The sequence below is a fragment of the Deinococcus seoulensis genome (assembly GCF_014648115.1).
Classification (GTDB): Bacteria; Deinococcota; Deinococci; order Deinococcales; family Deinococcaceae; genus Deinococcus; species Deinococcus seoulensis.
On the sequence record NZ_BMQM01000001.1, the window covers coordinates 335,616 to 356,584 of the forward strand.

General features: G+C 69.1%; 17 protein-coding genes. 12 read left to right on the forward strand and 5 right to left on the reverse strand.

Annotated elements, in window-relative coordinates:
* Window positions 1-32 precede the first annotated feature (32 nt).
* Window positions 33-728 (forward strand): phosphatase PAP2 family protein, encoded by a 696-nt coding sequence (locus tag IEY70_RS01575; RefSeq protein ID WP_189063205.1) that lies wholly within the window; start codon window positions 33-35, stop codon window positions 726-728.
* Between the two features lie 165 nt (window positions 729-893).
* Here the strand turns inward: IEY70_RS01575 and IEY70_RS01580 are convergent, their stop codons facing one another.
* Window positions 894-2,300: an aspartate kinase gene (locus IEY70_RS01580; RefSeq protein WP_189063206.1), complete on the reverse strand. Its 1,407-nt coding sequence runs from the start codon at window positions 2,298-2,300 to the stop codon at window positions 894-896.
* 282 nt (window positions 2,301-2,582) lie between these two features.
* Here IEY70_RS01580 and IEY70_RS01585 point away from each other — a divergent pair, with 282 nt between their 5' ends.
* The 4 genes from IEY70_RS01585 to tpiA all read left to right on the forward strand — a co-directional run bounded on the left by IEY70_RS01585 (window position 2,583) and on the right by tpiA (window position 6,331).
* Window positions 2,583-3,137 carry a YceI family protein gene (locus IEY70_RS01585; RefSeq protein WP_229777541.1) on the forward strand — a complete coding sequence of 185 codons (555 nt, stop codon included), beginning with the start codon at window positions 2,583-2,585 and terminating at the stop codon, window positions 3,135-3,137.
* Between the two features lie 203 nt (window positions 3,138-3,340).
* Entirely contained in the window at window positions 3,341-4,333 is a 993-nt protein-coding gene (gene gap, locus IEY70_RS01590; RefSeq protein ID WP_189063207.1) for a type I glyceraldehyde-3-phosphate dehydrogenase, read from the forward strand.
* Between the two features lie 97 nt (window positions 4,334-4,430).
* The gene (locus IEY70_RS01595; RefSeq protein ID WP_189063208.1) at window positions 4,431-5,603 is read left to right on the forward strand and encodes a phosphoglycerate kinase; all 1,173 of its coding nucleotides are present in this window, start codon (window positions 4,431-4,433) and stop codon (window positions 5,601-5,603) included.
* Window positions 5,600-6,331, forward strand: coding sequence for a triose-phosphate isomerase (tpiA, locus tag IEY70_RS01600; protein WP_189063209.1), 732 nt, complete (start codon window positions 5,600-5,602; stop codon window positions 6,329-6,331). The genes IEY70_RS01595 and tpiA overlap by 4 nt, the downstream gene beginning before the upstream one ends.
* Before the next feature lie 162 nt (window positions 6,332-6,493).
* Here the strand turns inward: tpiA and IEY70_RS01605 are convergent, their stop codons facing one another.
* The 3 genes from IEY70_RS01605 to IEY70_RS01615 form a co-directional block, all read right to left on the reverse strand.
* On the reverse strand, window positions 6,494-7,876 hold the full coding sequence (locus IEY70_RS01605) for a GntP family permease (protein WP_189063210.1): 1,383 nt from the start codon (window positions 7,874-7,876) through the stop codon (window positions 6,494-6,496).
* Between the two features lie 15 nt (window positions 7,877-7,891).
* Window positions 7,892-9,361: a gluconokinase gene (locus IEY70_RS01610; RefSeq protein WP_189063211.1), complete on the reverse strand. Its 1,470-nt coding sequence runs from the start codon at window positions 9,359-9,361 to the stop codon at window positions 7,892-7,894.
* Window positions 9,362-9,605: 244 nt separating this feature from the next.
* Window positions 9,606-10,604 carry a LacI family DNA-binding transcriptional regulator gene (locus IEY70_RS01615; protein WP_189063212.1) on the reverse strand — a complete coding sequence of 333 codons (999 nt, stop codon included), beginning with the start codon at window positions 10,602-10,604 and terminating at the stop codon, window positions 9,606-9,608.
* Between the two features lie 38 nt (window positions 10,605-10,642).
* Here IEY70_RS01615 and asnS point away from each other — a divergent pair, with 38 nt between their 5' ends.
* From asnS to IEY70_RS01635, 4 genes are all read left to right on the forward strand, one after another.
* Window positions 10,643-11,983: an asparagine--tRNA ligase gene (gene asnS, locus IEY70_RS01620; protein ID WP_189063213.1), complete on the forward strand. Its 1,341-nt coding sequence runs from the start codon at window positions 10,643-10,645 to the stop codon at window positions 11,981-11,983.
* A 265-nt stretch (window positions 11,984-12,248) separates the two neighbouring features.
* Window positions 12,249-13,151 carry a PhzF family phenazine biosynthesis isomerase gene (locus IEY70_RS01625; protein ID WP_189063214.1) on the forward strand — a complete coding sequence of 301 codons (903 nt, stop codon included), beginning with the start codon at window positions 12,249-12,251 and terminating at the stop codon, window positions 13,149-13,151.
* A gap of 82 nt (window positions 13,152-13,233) precedes the next feature.
* Window positions 13,234-14,028 (forward strand): Cof-type HAD-IIB family hydrolase, encoded by a 795-nt coding sequence (locus IEY70_RS01630; RefSeq protein ID WP_189063215.1) that lies wholly within the window; start codon window positions 13,234-13,236, stop codon window positions 14,026-14,028.
* Window positions 14,029-14,264: 236 nt separating this feature from the next.
* Window positions 14,265-14,648 carry a DUF1622 domain-containing protein gene (locus IEY70_RS01635; RefSeq protein WP_189063216.1) on the forward strand — a complete coding sequence of 128 codons (384 nt, stop codon included), beginning with the start codon at window positions 14,265-14,267 and terminating at the stop codon, window positions 14,646-14,648.
* On the opposite strand, the gene recQ is transcribed toward IEY70_RS01635, so the two are convergent.
* A complete protein-coding gene (gene recQ, locus IEY70_RS01640; RefSeq protein WP_229777542.1) occupies window positions 14,635-16,923 on the reverse strand; it encodes a DNA helicase RecQ in 2,289 nt (762 codons plus the stop codon). The two genes, IEY70_RS01635 and recQ, sit on opposite strands and share 14 nt — an antisense overlap.
* A 247-nt stretch (window positions 16,924-17,170) precedes the next feature.
* On the opposite strand from recQ, the gene IEY70_RS01645 reads away from it, so the two are divergent.
* From IEY70_RS01645 to IEY70_RS01655, 3 genes are read left to right on the forward strand one after another with little or no spacing between them, the layout of a single operon-like run.
* The gene (locus tag IEY70_RS01645; RefSeq protein ID WP_189063218.1) at window positions 17,171-17,755 is read left to right on the forward strand and encodes a 2Fe-2S iron-sulfur cluster-binding protein; all 585 of its coding nucleotides are present in this window, start codon (window positions 17,171-17,173) and stop codon (window positions 17,753-17,755) included.
* Window positions 17,752-18,720 carry an FAD binding domain-containing protein gene (locus tag IEY70_RS01650; RefSeq protein WP_189063219.1) on the forward strand — a complete coding sequence of 323 codons (969 nt, stop codon included), beginning with the start codon at window positions 17,752-17,754 and terminating at the stop codon, window positions 18,718-18,720. Before IEY70_RS01645 ends, IEY70_RS01650 begins: the two co-directional genes overlap by 4 nt.
* The gene (locus IEY70_RS01655) at window positions 18,717-20,930 is read left to right on the forward strand and encodes a xanthine dehydrogenase family protein molybdopterin-binding subunit (protein ID WP_189063220.1); all 2,214 of its coding nucleotides are present in this window, start codon (window positions 18,717-18,719) and stop codon (window positions 20,928-20,930) included. The genes IEY70_RS01650 and IEY70_RS01655 overlap by 4 nt, the downstream gene beginning before the upstream one ends.
* Window positions 20,931-20,969 lie beyond the last annotated feature (39 nt).

The following is a 20,969-nucleotide window of genomic DNA, read 5'->3' on the forward strand; positions in this document are numbered from 1 at the left end:
CGCGCAGGGCACGCAACCCCTGTAATGACAGGATGTTTCCTCATTCCCGGCGTGAATTCCTGCCGTTCCTGCGCCAGCACTGGCGGTCCCTGCTGCTGGTGCTGCTGGGCGTGCTGATTCCCTTCGGGCTGTTCACGCACCTGACGTACGAGGTGTTCCGTGAAGGTGGGTTCTGGTGGGATCAGGGGGTGCTCGACTGGTACGCGCAGCGTCGCACCCCCGCCCTGACCTGGGCGGCCGAGACGCTCGCCACGCTGGGCGGCGTGATGGTCCTGCCGTTCGTGACTGCCCTGCTGGCGTGGCTGCTGGCCCGCGCAGGCGGCCGGGCGCACGGCTGGTTTCTCGTGTCGGGCGTGGCGGGCGCGACCCTGCTGAATGTCGCGGCAAAAGTGGTGTTCCAGCGCCCCCGCCCCGATGAGTTGCTGGCCGTGCTGAACGAACCAGGGTTCAGTTTTCCCAGCGGGCACGCCATGGCGAATGCCGCGTTTGGTTTTGCGCTCACGCTGGTGTTCTGGCGTTCGCGGGCGGGGTGGCCGGTCGCGGTGCTCGGTCTGCTGTGGGCGCTGGCCGTGGGAGCCAGCCGCAATTACCTCGGGGTGCACTACCCGTCGGACGTGCTGGCGGGCTTCACGGCCAGTGTCGCGTGGGTGGCGGGCCTGTACGTGGTCATGGCCCGGCGCTGGCCTCAGTTGCGGGGCTCTCCGGCTGGCCCGCGCGACACTCGGTAAGGCAGAGTGTGGGCCTGAAGTGACGGCGTTGGAAGTAGTAAGTGAAACTATTCACGATTATAGCCACTCGTGAATAGTTTGTTTGCTCTCTGGTCATCACTTCCTGCACAGCAAGAGGCCCGGAACAGCACCCTACGGCTGCTCCAGGCCTCCTGGTGGTGCGGTTCAGGCAATAACGGACTTACCCAGGTTGAACGCGGCGTGCACGGCGCGGGTCGCCTCGTCCACATGCTCGGCTTCCACGGCCACGCTGACGTTCAACTCGCTGCTGCCCTGCGAGATCATCAGGATGTTCACGTCGGCGGCGGCCAGCGCCGTGAACAGGCGCGCCGACACGCCCTTCTGGCCGCGCATGCCGCTCCCCACGATCGCCAGCACTGCCACGTGGTCCTGCTGCTCGACCTTCAGTTCCAGGCTCACCCCGGCGCGCAGGGCGTTCAGGGTCCGTTCGGCGTCCACGGTCTGCACGGCCAGCGACACGTTGCTCATGCTGGACGACTGCGACACCATCAGCAGCGTGACGTTCTCGCGGGCAATGGCGTCGAACACGCTGGCAATCACTTCCGGGATGCCCAGCACGCCCGCGCCGCTCACGTTGATGATGCTGACGTTGCGGATGGCGGTCACGGCCTTGACGGGGTGCCCGGCCTCGTCGCGCGGCTCTGCCTGTACCAGCGTCCCGGCGAAGTCCGGGTCGGCGGAGTTCTTCAGGCGCAGCGGAATGCCGCTGTCCTGGAGGGGCGTGACGGCCAGCGGGTGCAGGACCTTCGCGCCGAAGTACGCGAGTTCCATGACCTCGCCGTAACTCAGGACGTCCACGTTGCGGGCGTCCGCGACGACGCGCGGGTCGGCGCTCATGACGCCGTCCACGTCCTTCCAGCCCCAGACTTCCGTGGCACTCAGGGCCTTGCCGATGATGGTGGCGCTGAAGTCGGTGCCGCCGCGCCCGAGGGTCGTGATGGCGCCCTTCTCGGTCTCGCCCATGAAGCCCGCCACGACCGGCGTGACCCCGGCGCTCAGCAGGCCGCTGAGGCGGTCCTTGATGCGTTCGTACGTGCCGGGCAGCGGGCGTGCGTTCCCGAAGTGCGTGTCGGTCACGATGCCCGCCTCGCCGCCGGACAGGTGATGGGCGCGCAGGCCGTCCTGTTCGAGGGCAAGTTTCATCAGGGGCGCGGAGAGGCGCTCGCCGAACGCGACGATCAGGTCGCGGCTGCGGGGCGTCAGTTCGCGCAGCAGGTACACGCCGTACACGGCCTGCCGGAGTGTCTCGTGCATCTCGCGGATCTCGCGGACGGTGTCGCTGTCGGGCGCGGCGCCGAGTTCCTGCGCGGCCGTGAAGTGCCGGGTGCGCATGGCAGCGATCTCGTCGTTCGCGCTGGCGATGTCGCCGGACTGCGCGGCGTCCGCGAGTTTCAGCAGCTGGTTGGTGACGCCGGCCATGGCGGATACGACCACCACGACCTTCACGCCCTCGCGGATGGAGCGGGCGGCCAGGGACGCGCTGTGGCGGACGGCGCGGGCATCCTGCATGTTGGTCCCGCCGTATTTCATGACCAGAAGCGACTCGTTCATGCCTGAGAGTATGACGTGCCGCTCCGCACGGCGCCCACAGGCGTCTGAGCAGGAGGCGCCGGAGGCAGAGGGGCTGGTGGGCAAGCGTCATACGGATTCCGTTTGTTTCGCCAACAATCCGGAACTTCACCGGATTGCCGGCTCCACGTCCGGAACCCGCTTTGCTCCCACTCGCTTCGCTCGGATCGAACGGGCTTTGCAGCCCATTCAATCGGAGTCCGTATCAGGGAATCCGCAGGAAACGTTCACCGGTTCTTCACGGCAGCAGGTCAGAATAGTCGTGTGAACAAGTACCTGTCCCCGCTCTGCGCGCTTGCGCTCGCCACCACCCTGTCCGGAGCGGCGGATGCCGCCACGTACCGCACCCCGGACGGCACCGCCTCCTTCAGTTACCGGGTGGCCCTGGTGCCGGTGAACGGCAGCATGACCGGCGTCACGGCCAACGTCACGCTCGACCCGCAGAACCTCGCGGGCACCAGGGGCACGGTCACGGTACCAGTCTCGACGCTGAAGACCGGGATCCCGCTGCGCGACTCGCACGCCAAGGGCCCGGACGCGCTGGGAACCGCGAAGTTCCCGAACGCCACCTTCGAACTGACCTCGCTGACCGGCGGGAAACTGACCGAGGGGCAGACCGTGGCGACCACCGCCACCGGCAAACTGACCGTCAAGGGCACCACGAAGACCATCACGGCGCCCATCAAGGCGACCCTGACCGGCGGGAAGGTGAACGTGAGCACGCAGTTCAAGTTCAATCCGCTGGAGTTCGGGGTGCGTTATCCGGGCGGCACGGACAGTGTCACCGTGGACGTTGCATTCGTGCTGGCCGCGAACTGAGCGCAGGCGGCCCGGTGGGGCCACGGGGCGGAAGCGGGCGCTGGAACGGCCTCTTTCCGCCCCGCTTCTTTTTGAACCCGGTTCACCAATCCGTTGGTGTGCAGAGGACACGAAGTCAGGTGTTGACAGGACGGGTTACACTGCGACATGCGAGGTGACTGCCCCCAAACGTGGGGGGTGGCCCTCAAGACTGGAGGCACAGCATGAAAGTAGGGATTAACGGCTTCGGCCGCATCGGTCGTCTGGTGTTCCGTGTTCTGGAAGCTCGCGGCGTTGAAGTGGTCGCCATCAACGACCTCACCGACAACAAGACGCTCGCCACCCTCCTGAAGTACGACAGCACCGCCGGACGCTTCGACGGCACCGTCGAATTCGACGACGCCAGCCTCACCGTGAACGGCAAGAAGATCCACGCGCTGGCCGAACGCGACCCCGCCGCCATCAAATGGGGCGAGATGGGCGTGGACATCGTCATCGAATCCACCGGCATCTTCACCACCCGTGAAGGCGCAGGCAAGCACATCGAAGGCGGCGCGAAGAAAGTCATCATCACCGCCCCCGCCAAGAACGAGGACATCAGCATCGTGCTGGGCGTCAACGAGCAGGACTACGACCCCGCCAAGCACAACATCATCAGCAACGCCAGCTGCACCACCAACAGCCTCGGCGCGCCCATGAAACTCCTGGACGAGGCCTTCGGCATCGAGAAGGCCATCATGACCACCGTGCACAGCTACACGAACGACCAGCGCGTTCTGGACCTGCCGCACAGCGACCTGCGCCGCGCCCGCGCCGCCGCCGTGAACATCATCCCCACCAGCACCGGCGCCGCCAAGGCCGTCTCGCAGGTGTACCCCGCCCTGAAAGGCAAGTTCGACGGAACCAGCCTGCGCGTGCCCACCCCGGTCGGCAGCATCAGCGACGTGGTCGTCATCCTGGGCCGTGAAGTCACGGTCGAGGAAGTCAACGACGTGTTCCGCAAGGCCGCCGAAGGCAGCCACAAGGGCATCATCAGCTACACCGAGGATCCCATCGTGCTGCAGGACATCGTCGGCGACCCGCACAGCGCGATCATCGACGGCGGCCTGACCATGGCCATGGGCAGCCTCGTGAAGTTCTTCAGCTGGTACGACAACGAGTGGGGCTACAGCAACCGCATCGCGGACCTGACCCAGCTCGTGCAAGCCAAGGGCTGAACACCGCCCGGTGATGGTTGATGGTTGATGGTTTCCCGACTGTCGACCATCAACCATCACCTTTTGCCTGCCTTTTTTACCTGCCTTCGGAGGAACCATGCAGAACCTGAAATCATTGAATGTGAGTGGAAAGCGCGTGCTGGTGCGCGTGGATTACAACGTGCCGGTCAGCGGCGGCGTGGTGCAGGACGATACGCGCGTCACGGCCAGCCTGCCGACCATCCGCGCGCTGCTGGAAGCGGGCGCACGCAACGTGATCCTGATGAGCCACTTCGGCCGCCCGAAGAACGGCCCCGAGGAGAAGTACTCCCTGAAACCCGTCGCGCCCGTGCTGGAAGGCGTGCTGGGGCAGCCCGTGACGTTCATTGCGGGCACGGCCGACAGTGACGAGACCCTGGCCGCCGTGCAGGCCCTGCCGGAGGGCGCTGTGGCGCTGCTGGAGAACGTGCGCTTCAGCGCGGGTGAGGAGAAGAACGACGCTGACCTGAACGGCCGCCTCGCGCGGCTGGGCGACGCGTTCGTGCTGGACGCCTTCGGCAGCGCGCACCGCGCACACAGTAGCGTGAGCGGCGTGGCGGGCCTGCTGCCGCACGCGGGCGGCCTGCTGCTGGAAGCCGAGGTGACGGCCCTCGGGAAACTCCTGAACAACCCCGAGCACCCGTATGTGGTGATCATCGGCGGCGCGAAAGTCAGCGACAAGCTGCTGGTCATCGAGAACCTGCTGCCCACCGTGGACCGCATGCTGATCGGCGGCGGCATGGCCTACACCTTCGTGAAGGCGCAGGGCGGGAAGATCGGCAAGAGCATCCACGAGGACGACTTCCTGGACAAGGCCCGCGAACTGCTCGCCAGGTACGGCGAGAAGATCGTGCTGCCCACCGACACCCTGGCCGGTGACGCGTTCAGCGCCGAGGCGAACACCCGCGTGGTGCCCACCGCCGACATTCCCGACGACTGGGAAGGCATGGACATCGGCCCGGACAGCCAGAAAGCCTTCACGGCGGCGCTGGAGGGTGCGAAGACCGTGTTCTGGAACGGCCCGATGGGCGTGTTCGAGTTCGACAAGTTCGCCAGTGGCACGAACGCCATCGCCAGGGCCGTCGCGGACCTCGGCGCGGGTACGTACAGCGTGATCGGCGGCGGCGACAGCGTCAGCGCCATCAACAAGAGCGGACAGGCGGACCGCGTGTCCCACATCAGCACGGGCGGCGGCGCCAGCCTGGAACTGCTCGAAGGCAAGGCGCTGCCCGGCGTGGAGGCCATGAAATGAAGAACCTGCTGGCACTCAACTGGAAAATGAACAAGACGCCCAGTGAAGCGCAGGCCTGGGCGCAGGAACTCGCGGCAGGCCTGACCCCCGGCGACGCGCAACTGGCCGTCATGGCGCCCGCCATCATGCTGCCCGCCCTGGCCGCGAACCTCCCGGCCGGCGTGGCGTTCGGCGGGCAGGACGTCTCCGCGCACGAATCCGGCGCATACACGGGCGAGATCAGCGCCGCGATGCTGGCCGACGTGGGCGCCCGCTACGCCGTCGTGGGCCACAGCGAACGCCGCGAGTACCACGGCGAGACGGACGCCACCGTCGCCGCCAAGGCCCGGCAGGCGCAGGCGAACGGCCTGACGCCCATCGTGTGCGTCGGTGAAGGCCTGGACGTGCGCGAGAAGGGCGAGCACGTGCCCTACACCCTCGCGCAACTGGAAGGCAGCCTCGCAGGCGTCGGCCCGGACGTGGTCGTCGCGTACGAACCCGTGTGGGCCATCGGCACCGGCAAGACCGCCACCGCCGACGACGCCGAGGAACTCGCCCTCGCCATCCGCGAGGCCCTCACCACCCGCTACGGCAGCGACGCCGACAGCATCCAGGTGCTGTACGGCGGCAGCGTCAAACCCGACAACATCGCCAGCATCTGCGCCAAACCCAACGTGAACGGCGCACTGGTCGGCGGCGCGAGCCTCAAGGTCACCGACGTCATCGGCATGAACGACGCCCTGAAGTAAGCGGGGGCAAGACAGACAGGAGCAGCGGCCGGGCAACTGGCCGCTGCTCCTGTTGATGGTTGATGGCGGATGGCGGATGGCGGATGGCGGATGGTCAACAGCGTGTTCGCGATCCGACCAGTTGTGTCAAGCCTGCCCCACTGCCTACTCCCTACCGCCCGCTTACAGCACGGTGAAGATCAGGACGGCGAAGGCGAAGCCGATCACGCCGATCAGGGTTTCCATGACGGTCCAGGTTTTGAAGGTGGTGGGGATGTCGAGGTTCAGGAGGCGGCCGACCAGCCAGAAGCCGGAGTCGTTGACGTGCGACACGACGACGGACCCGGCAGCGGCGGCCACGACGACGGCGGCCACGTCGGTGCCCGCGTACCCGGCGGCGGCCACGGCGGGCTGGATGAGGCCGGCGGCGGTCAGCAGGGCGACGGTGGCGCTGCCCTGCGCGATGCGGAGGATGGCGGCGATCAGGAAGGCGGCGGCGATGACCGGCACACCCAGTTCGGCGAGACTGCCGGACACGGCGTCGCCGATGCCGCTGGCGCGCAGGACCGCGCCGAACATGCCGCCCGCCCCGGTGATCAGCACGACGGACGCGATGGGCCCCAGCGAGGAGTCGAGGAGTTTCTCGATGGTGACCGGGTCACGGCCCCGGCGGGCGCCGAGAACGACAGCAGCGACCAGGACGGAGATCAGCAGCGCGACGGGCGTGTTCCCGAACAGGCGGATCAGGACGACGGCCGGGCTGGCAGCGTCGATGCTGCCGGCAGTGGCGAGGGCGTTCAGGCCGGTGTTCCCGAAGATCAGAATCAGGGGCAGCAGCAGCGTGGCGATCACGGTGCCCGCGCCGGGCGGGTTGCTGGGCGGTTCGACGCTCATGGCGCCGCCGCTGAGGAGTTCCGGGACGGGGTTCGGGTAGCGTTTCCCGGCCCACAGGCCGAACAGGTACGCGGCGAGGTACCAGGTGGGCAGCGCGACCAGCAGGCCCACGCCGATCAGGGTGCCCATGTCGGCCTTCAGCAGGTCGGCGGCGGCAACCGCGCCGGGGTGCGGCGGGACGAACACGTGCATGACCGAGAACGCTCCGGCGGCGGGCAGGCCGAAGCGCAGGACCGGCTGGTTCAGGCGGCGGGCGACGGCGAACACGACGGGCAGCATGACGATCAGTCCGGCATCGAAGAAGATCGGGAAGCCGAACAGCAGCGACGCGACGCCCAGCGCGAGTGGGGCGCGGTTCTCGCCGAAGCGGGTGACGAGGGTGTCCGCCAGGACTTTCGCGCCGCCGCTGGTTTCCACGAGGCGGCCCAGCATGGCGCCCAGGCCGACGAGCAGGGCGACGCTGCCGAGGGTGCTGCCGAAGCCGTCGGTCAGGACTTTCACGATCTCGCCGGTGGGCAGGCCGGTGGCGAAGGCGGTGATCAGGCTGATGAGGATCAGGGCGACGAAGGCGTGCAGGCGCAGCGCCATGATCAGGAACAGCAGGGCGGCCACGGCGGCGGCGGCAATGCCGAGCAGCGTGGGGGCGGACAGGGTCTGAACGAAGGTATCCATGGGGTGGCTCCGGGCTTACAGGGCGCGCAGTTCGTGCGTGAGGGTCTGGAGGGCGAGGACGGCGTGCCGGTACTTCCGGCCGAGGGTGGCGTACAGGGGGGCGTCGGCGTCGGGTTCGACCGCGTCGAAGGTCAGGGTGTGGGGAAGGTCCAGTCCGGCGCTGCGGGCGGCGATCAGGGCCGCGCCGAAGGCACTGCCCTCGAACAGGTCGGCGCCGTCGGGGACGAGAACGGGGGCGTTCAGGGCGTTCGCCAGGACGCGCAGCCACGCGCGCGAGCGGGTCAGACCGCCGGTCGCGCGGTACTCGCGCAGGGGTTGCGTGCCGCTGGCGAGCAGGTCGGACAGCCACGCGAGGTGCAGGGCCACGCCTTCCATGCCGGCGCGGGCGATGTCCACACGGGTGTGGTGCAGGCCCAGGCCCAGCAGACTGCCGCTGACGTGCGGGTCCCACAGCGGGGCGCGTTCGCCGCTCAGGGCGGGCAGGCACAGCAGGCCGCGCGCGCCGGGGGTGGTGGCGTGCAGCAGGTCGTCGAGGTCCTGGGGGATGTTCAGATTGTCGCGCAGCCAGTTCAGGACGATGCCCGCGTTGTTGCTGGGGCCGCCCACCAGGTAGCGTTCCTGGCCGCCCTGGTCGGCGCGGTAGCTGAACAGGTGCGCGTGCGGGTCGGCGGCGGGGCGGGGCGTGAAGGTACGCACGGCGCTGCTGGTCCCGACGGACAGGGCCGCCTGGTCGGGGCGGGTGATGCCGAGGCCCTCGGTGGCGGTCACGCCGTCGCTGGCGCCGATGGCCCAGTGCGCGGCGGCGAGGCGCGGGTAGCGGTCGCGGTAGGGGGGGCGCAGGGGTGGCAGGGGCGCCTCGATGGGGTGCACGGTGGGCAGGTGCGCGGCCGTGACTCCCGCCTGCGCGAGGGCCTGCGGGTCGTAGGTGCCGCCGCGTCCCAGCAGGCCGGTGGCGGAGGCGGTGCTCTGGTCGGTCCAGTACACGCCGAAGAAGCGGAGCAGCAGTTCTTCCTTCACGCCGCTGACGCGGGCCACGTCGGTCAGTTGCCCGGCGGCGTGCAGCGCGGCGAGTTTCACGGCGGGCGTCATGGGATGCCAGGGCACCCCGGTCTGCGCGTGCAGGTGCGTGACGGGGTGACCGCCGGTTCCGGCGCGCAGGTCCGCGAAGGTGTACACGTCCGACGGGCCGCCGGGGCGGATCAGGGTCAGGGAGTGCATGGCGTTGCTGAACGCGGCGGCCTGGGGGGTCAGGTCGTGGCGGGTCAGGTACTCCTCCATGCCGCTCAGGGCCAGCGTGAAGGCCTGCATCAGGTCCGGGAGGCGCTGGGTGGCCTGTCCGGGCTGTTCGGCGTACAGGGGGTACGGGAATTGCAGGCGGTGGCGTTCGGCGCGGCCGTGGAACAGCACGGCTTTCAGGGCGGTGGTGCCGAGGTCGAAGGCGACCACCAGCGGCTGGGTGGACGGGGGGTGGCTGGGTTCTGGCATGGGCCTCCGGAGCGCTCTGTTAGCGCTAACAGGGTGGTGCAGTTGAGATAACGAACGTTAGGCCGCGCCGCTCCGGAAGTCAAGCACGCAGCCTTCAATCCAGTCAGGCATTGGGCCTGAACCACGTCCAGAACGACATGTTCGCCTGATGGGACTACGCCTGCCAGCAGCCAGGAGGACGGTACCTCTGTGCCGGACATCCCTGGAAGCAGGACAGACCTCTGCCAGCTGGACGGAGTTCAGTTCAGGTCGTCTGGCGTGGGCGGAGTTCGCAGGGGAAGGTGACCAGTCCGCCCTTCAGGGTGGGGGCGTTCAGGCGGCGGGCGACCTCCGCGCCGATCTCCTCGCGGGGTGTGAAGACGGTACTCAGGGCCGGGTGCACGTGCGCGGAGATGCTCATGTCGTTGTGCCCCAGGATCGCCACGCGGCCCGGCACGCTCAGGCCCTGGCGCAGGCACTCGAACAGCGCCCCGGCGGCCACGTCGTCGTTCGAGAAGTAGATGGCGTCCACGCCGGGCTCGCGGGTCAGCACCCGGCGCAGCAGGGTCACGCCCACCTCGATCGAGGAGGGTTCCTCGACGTTCTCGGCGGCGCAGGGCACGCCGCAGCGTTCCGCCTCGGCCTGGAAGGCCTGCATCCGCCGGGCGTTGCGGGCGTCGCCCACGCCCAGGCAACTGGCGTACGCGAGGTGCCGGTACCCGCGTTCGATCAGGTGCCGGGCGGCCAGGGTTCCGGCCTGCGCGTGGTCGTACCCGATCAGCAGGTCCGCCGGGTCCGGCCGGGCGTCCATGACCTCGATGATCCGCACGCCGAAGCGCCGAAGCGCGGGCAGCACGCGTGGGTCGTGGTCCGTGCCCGCCAGGACCATCACGTCAGGGCGCAGGGACAGGAACTGCTGCGCGGCCCGCCACTCGCGCTGCGGGTCGTACTCGGTCAGGTCGATCGCCAGTTGCCAGCCGGGCTGGGTCAGGCCGCGCTGCACGCCTTCCAGGAACGGCACGTACACGCTGTGGTGCAGGGTCGGCAGGACCATCGGCAGCAGGCGCACCGGGGCGCCGCCGGCCAGGGTGCCCGCCATGCGGTTCGGGATGTACCCCAGGGCGTCCACGGCGGCCTGCACGCGCTCCCGGACCTGCGCGGTCACGATGTCCGGGCGGTTCAGGGCGCGGCTGACGGTCATGCTGCTCACGCCGGCGTGGCGGGCCACGTCGGCCAGCGTCACGCCCTTCCCGGTTCCCTTCATGCGCCGGAGCATAGCGCGCGGACCGTATAATTCCGCTCATGGCTTCAACCAGTATCCAGAACCTGAAAGCCCATGTGGGCGAGACGGTCACGCTGCACGCGTGGCTGACGGACAAGAGCGGCAAGGGCAAGATCCAGTTCCTGAAACTCCGGGACGGCAGCGGCTTCGTGCAGGCGACCGTGTTCAAGACCGACGTGCCCGAGGACGTGTTCGAACTCGCCAAGCGCCTCACGCAGGAGCAGGCGGTCACCGTGACCGGCGAGGTCCGCGCGGACGACCGCGCGCCGGGCGGCGTGGAACTCAGCGTGCGGGACCTCTCCCCCATCAGCGAGAACCACGGCGAGTACCCGATCACGCCCAAGGAGCACGGCATCGAGTTCCTGATGGATCACCGGCACGTGTGGCTGCGTCACCGCCGCCCGTGGGCGATCATGCGGGTGCGTGACAGCGTGCAGCGCGCCATCGTGGATTTCTTCCACGGTGAGGGCTTCATCCGTTTCGACGCGCCGTTCTTCACGCCGAACGCCGCCGAGGGCACCACGGAACTGTTTGAGATTGATCTGTTCGGCGAGGACAAGGCGTACCTGAGCCAGACCGGGCAGCTGCACGCCGAGGCGGGCGCGTTCGCGTTCGGGAAGGTGTACACCTTCGGCCCGACCTTCCGCGCCGAGAAGAGCAAGACGCGGCGTCACCTGCTGGAATTCTGGATGATCGAACCCGAGGTGGTGCCCAGCAACCATATCGAGAACATGAACCTGCAGGAGCGCATGGTGAGTTTCATCGTGCGCCGCGTGCTGGACGAGTGCCGCGCGGAACTGGACCTGCTGGGCCGCGACGTGAGCAAACTGGCCGGGGCGGCCGAAGGCAACTACCCGCGCATCACGTACACCGAAGCGCTGGAGATCGTCCGGAAACACATCGAGGACCGCGACCTGCCCCCGAACGTGCAGGAGGACGTGCAGCCCGTCGAGTGGGGTGACGACCTGGGTGCCCCGCACGAGACGATCCTGGGGCATCACTTCGACCGGCCCGTGATCATCGAGCGGTACCCGGCGGCCATCAAGGCGTTCTACATGCAGCCGGACCCCGAGGACCCGCGCGTGGCGCTGTGCGACGACATGATCGCCCCGGACGGCTACGGCGAGATCATCGGCGGCAGCGAACGCATTCACGATTACGACCTGCTCAAGTCCCGTATCGAGCACGAGGGCCTGCCGCTGGAGGCGTTCGAGTGGTACCTGGACCTGCGCCGCACGGGCAGCATGCCGCACGCCGGGTACGGCATGGGCCTGGAACGCGTGATCGCCTGGCTCACCGGCATCGACCACATCCGCGAGGCGATTCCGTTCCCGCGCATGCTGACCCGCATGCGTCCCTGAAGACGGCAGAAGTGCGGGCGTGGCGGGCGAGTCTGCCTCGACCCGCCCGCCACGTTCACTGGAAGACTGGTGGGGGTCGTTTAGAGGGCAGTAAGTGAATTATTTCACGATAAATCCTTTTCGTGAAAAGTTTGTCCGTTTTTACGGTATTTCTGACGATTGCCCTCCCTGCATAGCCACCCGGCGCCGTACCTGGCCCGTCCTCCGCCACGCCGGGCACCGCTGCAGGCGGGGAACTTTATGGCAAATGAAGTAGACTGCCCGCATGATCGCGTATTGCGAGGTGAGCGCCTTCACCGACACGCCCGGCCACGGCAACCGTGCGGGCGTGGTACTGGACGCCGCCCACCTGACCCGGCAGGACATGCAGTCACTGGCCGCCATGCTGGACGCCCCGGAAACCGTATTCGTCCTGGGGCACGCCGACGGACTGGCCCGCGTGCGCTACTTCACGCCCACGCAGGAGGTCGACTTCTGCGGGCACGCGACCGTCGCACTGGGCCTCACGCTGGCGCAGGCGGGCCTGTGGCGCGGCGAGGCCCTGGCCCTGGACACGCTGGCCGGGCGGATACCACTACGGCTGGAATGCCGCGCGGGGGTGCCGTGGCGCGTATGGATGCAGCAACCCGCGCCGCAGTACCGCGCCGTACCCGCCACACTGCGCGCCGAACTGGCCGACTCGCTAGGCATCGACGCCCGCATGATCCACCGGGGCCTGCCCCTCGCTGCCGCCAGTACCGGCCTGTGGAGCGTGTTCGTGCCCCTGCTGGACGCCGTGATCCTCGACGGGCTGGAACCGGACTTCCCGCGCATTCACGCGCTGACCGAATCGCTGGACGTGGGCAGCATCTACGCGTACGCGCCCATGGGCGTCAACCGCTTCGCCGCGCGGGATTTCGCCCCGGCGCTGGGCATCCCGGAAGACCCCGTGACCGGCAGCAGTGGCGGCGCACTCATGGCCCTGCTGGCCAGCCAGGGCCGCCTGCCGGTCCGGCACGGACGCGCGTGCGGCATGATCTACCAGGGGCACGCACTCGGCACGCCCGGCGAGATCGAGGTCGAACTGGAACTCACGGGCGAGCAGGTCAGCGCCGTCCATGTGGGCGGGCAGGCCACCCTGGAACGCGAGGGGCACTGGACTCCCCGTCAGCCCAGCGTACGCAGCTGAGCGGACCTCTTCCCCGTTCCTGCCGGGTCACCTGTCCACCCCACCGGGCCTTCCGCTGACGGTCCGGGCCTATAGTGCCCGGATGCTTGGATTGATCTGTGTGGATGTGGACGGCACCCTGGTCGGCACCGGGAACGTGATTCGTGACGACGTGTGGGCCGCCCTGGCTGACGCACGTGAGAAGGGCGTGCACATCGCGCTGTGCTCGGGACGGCCCGCCATCGGGAACGCCCGCGCGTACGCGGAGCGGCTCGACCCGGACGGCTGGCACGTGTTCCAGAACGGCGCGAGCATCGTGAAGGTCAGCAGCGGCGAGAGCCTCAGCGAGCCGTTCCCGGCGCAGGCACTGCCGGGACTGATCGGGCGGGCGCACGAGACGGGAAGGCTGCTGGAGGTGTACACGGACCTGGAATTCGCGATCACGCACCCCGGCGAGTACGCCGAGCGGCACGCGGCGCTGCTGGGCGTCCCGTACGACGCCCGCCCGCCCGAGAGCCTGGAGGGGACGGTCGTGCGCGTGCAGTGGGTCGTGCCGCGCACCGACGAGCACGCCGTCGTGAACGAACCGCACGACGGGCTGGACCTGCACCCGGCAGGCAGTCCGGTCATGCCGGAAGTGTCGTTCATCAGCGTGACCCGCGCGGGCGTCAGCAAGGGCAGCGCCATCGAACGCATCGCCGCGCACTACGGCGTGCCCATGGACCGCGTGATGATGGTCGGCGACGGCGAGAACGACGTGTCGGCCATGCGCGTGGTGGGGCACCCGGTCGCCATGGGGAACGCCGACCCGCCCGCCATCGCCGCCAGCCGCTACCGCGTGGCGCACGTGGACGACGGCGGACTGCGCGAAGCGGTGGAACTGGCCCTCACGCTGTAAAGGGTTGATGGTAGACGGATTCCGTTTGTTTCGCCGACAATCCGGAACTTCACCGGATTGCCGGCTCCACGTCCGGAACCCGCCCCTCTCCCACTCGCTTCGCTCGAATTGAACGGGCTTTGCAGCCCATTCAATCGGAGTCCGATTAGACAGTGGATGGTTGATGGAGAACGGATGGTCGTTCCATCAACTGTCCACCGTTCACCGCTGCCCGTGCCCGTGGCAGGCTGGGGCGTATGCCTGAACTGGTGAAGGTCTGGACGGAGTACGTGGCGCTGGGTGTGGAACTCACAGCGGCGGTCATCATTGGCGTGGCGGCGCTGGTGGGCGCGGTGCGGGCACTGCTGGCGTTCGTGCGGCCCAGCGGGTCACCGGACGCTCAGAAGGAAAGCCTGCGGCTGGAACTGGCGCGCTGGCTGGCGGTGGCGCTGGAGTTCACGCTGGCGGCCGACATCCTGCGGACCGCGATCGCGCCCACCTGGGACGACATCGGGAAGCTGGCCGCGATTGCCACGCTGCGCACGCTGCTGAACTACTTCCTGCAACGCGAGATCGACGGTCACCACGCCCGGCAGGCAGGCGCGGCGGACGACGGGGCGCAGAGCGTCAATCGCCCGTGACGCGGCTATCCGTGACGCTGCGGATGGCCTGCACGATGCGCTCGCCGTAGTTCTCGAGGCGTTTGGGGCCCAGGCCGGGAATGTCGGCCAGTTCCGCTGGCGACTGCGGCTGACGGGCGGCCAGGGCGTCCAGCGTGGCGTTCGTGAACACCACGTAGGCGCTCAGGCCGGTCTCGCGGGTCAGGTCGCGGCGCAGGTCGCGCAGGGCGTCCGCCACGCGGTCCGTGAGGTCCGGGCGGGCCGTGCTGGACCCGGCGGGCGCGGCGTCCAGCAGGGCCGGGGTACTGGGCACTGCGGCGCTGGGGACCGGGCCACTGGGGCGCGGAACACCGGGGACAGCGCCACGCAGGACGCCCAGTACGGCGCTGTTCTCGCGCACGCCGCGCTCCTGCGGAGTGGCCTGGGGGGCGAGTGTGCCGGTCAGGTGGTCGCGGACGATCTGCACGACCTCGTCGCCGTAATCGGCGAGTTTGCGCTGCCCGACGCCGCTGACGGTGCCCAGCAGGGCGTGACTGGTGGGTTTCAGGTCGCACACGGCTTTCAGGGTGGCGTCCGTGAACACCACGTACGGCGGGACGCCCTGCGCGCGGGCGCGTTCCAGCCTCCAGGCGCGCAGCGCCTCGAACAGCGGCTGGTCGGCGGCGGCGACAGGCGCGCGGCCCGGCCCGCTTCTGGCGCGGTCCCGGTCACGTTTGCTGGGGCGGGGGGCCAGGGTGTCCTCGCGCAGGGCGAGGGTCTGCTCGCCTTTCAGGATGGCGCGGGCCTTGCCGGTGGCGCTCAGGCCGTGGTGCTCCCCGGCGGCGAGGTAGCCGAGGCTGACGAGTTGCCGCAGCAGGCCGCGCCAGTACTTCTCGTCGTGCGCGGCGCCGACCGCGAAGGTGGGCAGCTGGTGGTGCCCGAGGCTCACGACGCGTTCGGTGGCGTGGCCCATCAGCACGTCGGTCAGGTGCGCGGCGCCGAAGCGGTTGCCGGTGCGGATCACGGCGGACAGCGCCATCTGCGCCTCGCGGGTCGCGTCGCGCACGCTGGGCGGGTTCAGGCAGGTGTCGCAGTTCCCGCAGGGGGCGCTCAGTTCCTCGCCGAAGTACGAGAGCAGCACCTGGCGGCGGCAGGTAGCGGCCTCGCAGTACGTGAGCAGCGCGTCGAGTTTCGCGGCCTCCACGCGCTTGACCTCCTCGGGCGCGTCGCTGGAGGCCAGCATGCGGCGCACGTTCACCACGTCCGCCAGACCGTACACCATCCAGGCGGTGCTGGGCAGGCCGTCGCGTCCGGCGCGGCCGGTTTCCTGGTAGTAACCTTCCATGCTCTTGGGCAGGTCCAGGTGGGCCACGAAGCGCACGTTGGGTTTGTCGATGCCCATGCCGAAGGCGACGGTGGCGACCACGACCAGCCCTTCTTCGTTCAGGAAGCGTTCCTGGGCGCTGTTGCGTTCGCGTGACGGCAGGCCCGCGTGGTACGCGACGGCGTCCACGCCCTGCGTCTGGAGCCAGCGGGCGGTCTCCTCGACGCTCTTGCGCGACAGGCAGTACACGATCCCGGCGTCGCCCCGGTGCTCGGCGTTGATGAAGTCCAGCAGTTGCGTCTTGGGGCCTTCCTTGTTCGCCACGCGGTACTGGATGTTCGGGCGGTCGAAGGAACTGATGAACTGCGGCGCGCCGCCCAGTTGCAGCACGCTGAGGATGTCGGCGCGGGTGCGGTCGTCGGCGGTGGCGGTCAGCGCGAGGCGCGGGATGTGCGGGTAGCGGTCGGGCAGGACGTTCAGGCCCTGGTACTCGGGCCGGAAGTCGTGGCCCCACTGAGAGACGCAGTGCGCCTCGTCGACTGCGAACAGCGCGACGGGCGCGCGGTCGAGCAGGTCCAGCGTGCGCGGCAGCAGCAGGCGTTCCGGCGCGACGTACAGCAGGTCCAGCTCGCCGGACAGCAGGGCCGATTCGACCTCGCGCACGCCGTCCAGGGACAGGGTGGAGTTCAGGAACGCGGCCCGCACGCCGAGCGCCCGCAGGGTGTCCACCTGATCCTTCATCAGCGCGATCAGCGGCGAGACGATGATGCCCACGCCGGGGCGCAGCAGGCTGGGCACCTGGTAGCACAGGCTCTTGCCGCCGCCGGTGGGCATCAGGACCAGGGCGTTGCCGCCCGACGCGACGGTCCGCACGATGTCGCCCTGCACGCCCCGGAAGGCGTCGTACCCCCAGACCCGCTTCAGGACATTCAGGGCGGCGGTGTCGTGAGCAGTGTCGTGGATGGTCGGGTGGGCAGAGGCGGGTGCAGACATTCCATCCAGCATACCGCGTTACGCCCTATGCGTAACCGGCGGGTGTGGGGGCGCGGCCGGGCCGCCATTGGTTAACACTGGTTTTACCAAAGTCAGGCTCACGCAGCGGCGTTCCAGGGCATCTTACGGAGCGCGAACGATCAACCGGGTTTCTCATGTCACCCACGGAACGGACAGCCCGCAGGGCCCACGCGCCCCCGTCCGTTCCGCTCTTCTCCCTCGCCACCGCTTTACCGGAGGACCACCGATGTCACAGACGAACGCCCGCACCCCTGCGCCCCACCCCCACCAACCCTCCACGCAGGGCGTCACCCTGAGCGTCAACGGGCAGGAGCACAGCCTGACGCTGGACCCGCGCGTGACGCTGCTGGACGCCCTGCGCGAGCACGCGCACCTGACCGGCACCAAGAAAGGCTGCGATCACGGGCAGTGCGGCGCCTGCACCGTGCTGGTGGACGGCACGCGCGTCCTGAGCTGCCTGACGCTGGCCGTCATGCACGACGGGCAGGAGGTCACGACCGTGGAGGGCCTGGGCACCCCGGACGACCTGCACCCCTTGCAGGACGCCTTCATCCGGCACGACGGGTACCAGTGCGGGTACTGCACGCCGGGGCAACTGTGCTCGTCGGTGGGCACGCTGGACGAGATCGCGCGCGGCGTGCCCAGTCACGTCACGGCCGACCTGAACGACGTGAGCTTCAGCGCCGACGAACTGCGTGAGCGTCTGAGCGGGAACATCTGCCGCTGCGCCGCGTACCCGAACATCATCGCGGCCGTCAGCGAGGTGCACGCCGCGCAGAACGGGGCCGCCGCGCAGGAGGCCGCGCAGTGAGGGCCTTCACGTACGAGCGGGCCACCACGCCCGAGGCGGCCGCCGGGGCGACCCTGGCCGAGGGCGCGAAGTTCATCGCGGGCGGCACGAACCTGCTGGACCTGATGAAACTGGACATCGAGCGGCCCTCGCATCTGGTGGACATCAGCCGCCTGGACCTGAACACCATCACGGAAACGGAGGACGGCGGGCTGCGCGTGGGTGCGCTCGTCACGAACACCGACCTCGCCAGCGACCCGCGCGTGAAGGCCGGGTACGGCGTGCTGTCGCGCGCGATCGTGGCCGGGGCGTCCGGGCAGATCCGGAACAAGGCCACGACCGGCGGAAACCTGCTGCAACGGGCGCGCTGCTCGTACTTCTACGACACCAACCTGCCCTGCAACAAGCGCGAGCCGGGCAGCGGTTGCGCGGCCCTGACCGGCCTGAGCCGCCCGCTGGCCGTGATCGGCACGTCGGACGCCTGCATCGCGCAGCACCCGTCGGACATGGCCGTGGCGATGCGCGTGCTGGACGCCACCGTGAACACCCTGCGGGCGGACGGCACCGAGCGCACACTGGCGCTGGACGACTTCTACCGCCTGCCGGGCGACACGCCCCACCTGGAAACCACGCTGGAGGCAGGTGAACTGATCACGGGTGTCACGCTGCCGCCCCCGGTCGGCGGCACGCACGTGTACCGCAAGGTCCGCGACCGGGCGTCGTACGCGTTCGCGCTGGTGTCGGTCGCGGCCATCGTGAACGGCCGGGAATCCCGCTTCGCGTTCGGCGGGGTCGCGCCCCGCCCGTGGCGTGTGGAGGAAGCCGAGACGGCCGGAGCGGCTGCCGGACCGGACGCACGTGCCCGCGCCGTGATCGACGCAGCCTTTGCGGAGGCGCGTCCCACCGAACAGAACGCCTTCAAGGTTCCGCTGCTGCGCCGCACCCTGACCGCCGTGCTGGAGCAGGCCTCCGGGGAGGAGAAATGAAGTTCGATCAGCCCGCCACACCCAATCCCATCGATCAGGAACGCGTCGTCACCCGCCCACACACCCGCATCGAGGGGCCGCTGAAAGTCACGGGACAGGCCCCGTACGCCTACGAGTACCAGCTGCCCGAGACGCCCACGTACGGCTTCGTGCTCGGCGCTGGCATCGCCAGGGGGAAGATCAAATCCATCGACACGGCCGCCGCCGAAGCCGCGCCGGGCGTGCTGCTGGTCCTGACGCACGAGAACATGCCCGCGCAGGGCGCGTCGGACACGCCCGTCCCGCAGCAGGAGGACGCCTCGCCGCAACTGGCCGGGCCGGAAGTGCGGCACTACCATCAGGCAGTCGCGTTCGTGGTTGCGGAAACCTTCGAGCAGGCGCGTGCCGCCGCCAGCCTGATCGAGGTGGAGTACGAGGTCACGCCCGGCCAGTTCACGCTTGCGGACACCGTGGACAGTGGCAAGGAACCGGATGACGCGGTGGACAGCGTCGTCGGGAACTTCGAGAAGGCCTTCGACGCGGCCGAGGTGACCGTCGACCTGACCTTCACCACCCCGGACCAGTCACAGGCACCGATGGAACCGCACGCGACCATCGCGCACTGGGACGGCGAGCAGCTGACCGTCCACACCGCGCATCAGGTGGTGCACTGGGTCAAGCGCGGGCTGGCCCTGACGCTGAAAGTGCCGCAGAAGAACGTCCGCGTGGTCAGTGCCTACGTGGGCGGGGGCTTCGGCACGAAACTGCTGTTCTTCTCGGACGCGGTGCTGTCGGCCGCCGCCGCGCGAGTGCTGGGCCGCCCGGTCAAGACCACCCTGCAACGCCCGCTGATCTTCAACAACACCTCGCACCGCGCCGCGACCATCCAGCGCGTGCGGCTCGGCGCGGATCACGCCGGGAACCTCTCGGCCGTCGGGCATGACGCCTGGACCGGGAACCTGCCGGGCGGCGACACCGAACCCGCCTGCGAGGCCACCAAGTACCTGTACGCCGGAGCGAACCGTCAGATCCGCACCCGCAAGACCGAACTGGACCTGCCGCCCGGCGCCAGCATGCGCGCCCCCGGTGAGGCCGTGGGGATGCTGGCCATCGAGGGCGCGATGGATGAACTTGCCGAGAAACTGGGCGTGGACCCGGTCGAACTGCGCCTGATGAACGACGTGCAGTTCGATCCGGAGAAAGGTCCGAAACGGCCGTTCTCGTCCCGCAAGCTCGCGCAGGCCCTCCGCACCGGCGCGAAAGCCTTCGGCTGGGAGGGGCGGCCCCGCACGCCGCAGGAACGCCGTGACGGCGAGTGGCTGATCGGGTATGGCGTGGCGTCCGCGTTCCGCACGAACCTCGTCAAACCGTCCGGCGCGACCATCCGCCTGGAACCCGGCGGCACCCTGACCGTCGAGACGCAGATGACCGACATCGGCACCGGCAGTTACACCATCCTCGGGCAGGTCGCCGCCGAGATGCTCGGCCTGACCTTGGAGCAGGTGCAGGTGCGCCTGGGTGACAGCGAGTACCCGGCGTCCAGCGGGTCCGGCGGCTCATGGGGCGCGAACAGCGCCTCGGCAGGCGTGTACGCCGCGTGCGACGCGCTGCGCCGCGACCTGGCAGCAAAGGCCGGGTACACGTACGCGAACGCCGTGTTCCGGGGTGGCAAGATCTGGCAGGGCGCCGAGTGCACCGAACTGAGCGACCTGGCCGGCAAGGAAGGCGTGAGCGCCACCGGCAGCATGACGTACGGCGACCTGGACGAGCAGTTCGCGCAGGCGGGCTTCGGCGCGCACTTCGTGGAGGTCCGCGTGAACGCCTACACCGCCGAGATCCGCGTGAACCGCGCCCTGAGCGTCGTCGGGGCCGGACGCATCCTGAACCCCATCACGGCCCGCAGCCAGTGCCTGGGCGGCATGACCATGGGCATCGGCTCAGCACTCATGGAGGAACTGCACGTGGACCACGACCTGGGTCTGTTCGTGAACCACGACCTCGGCGAGTACCACGTGCCGGTCCACGCGGACATTCCGGACATGGACGTGATCTTCATCGACGAACTCGACGACGCCTCCAGCCCGCTGCGCGCCAAGGGCCTCGGGGAACTCGGGATCAGCGGGGTCGGCGCGGCCGTCGCGAACGCCGTGTACAACGCGACCGGCGTGCGCGTGCGCGACTTCCCGATCACGCTCGACAAGATCCTGGCCGGGTGGGACGCCCAGGCGTAATACACCACTGGAACGCCCCCGCCTGAGCTGAAGGCGGGG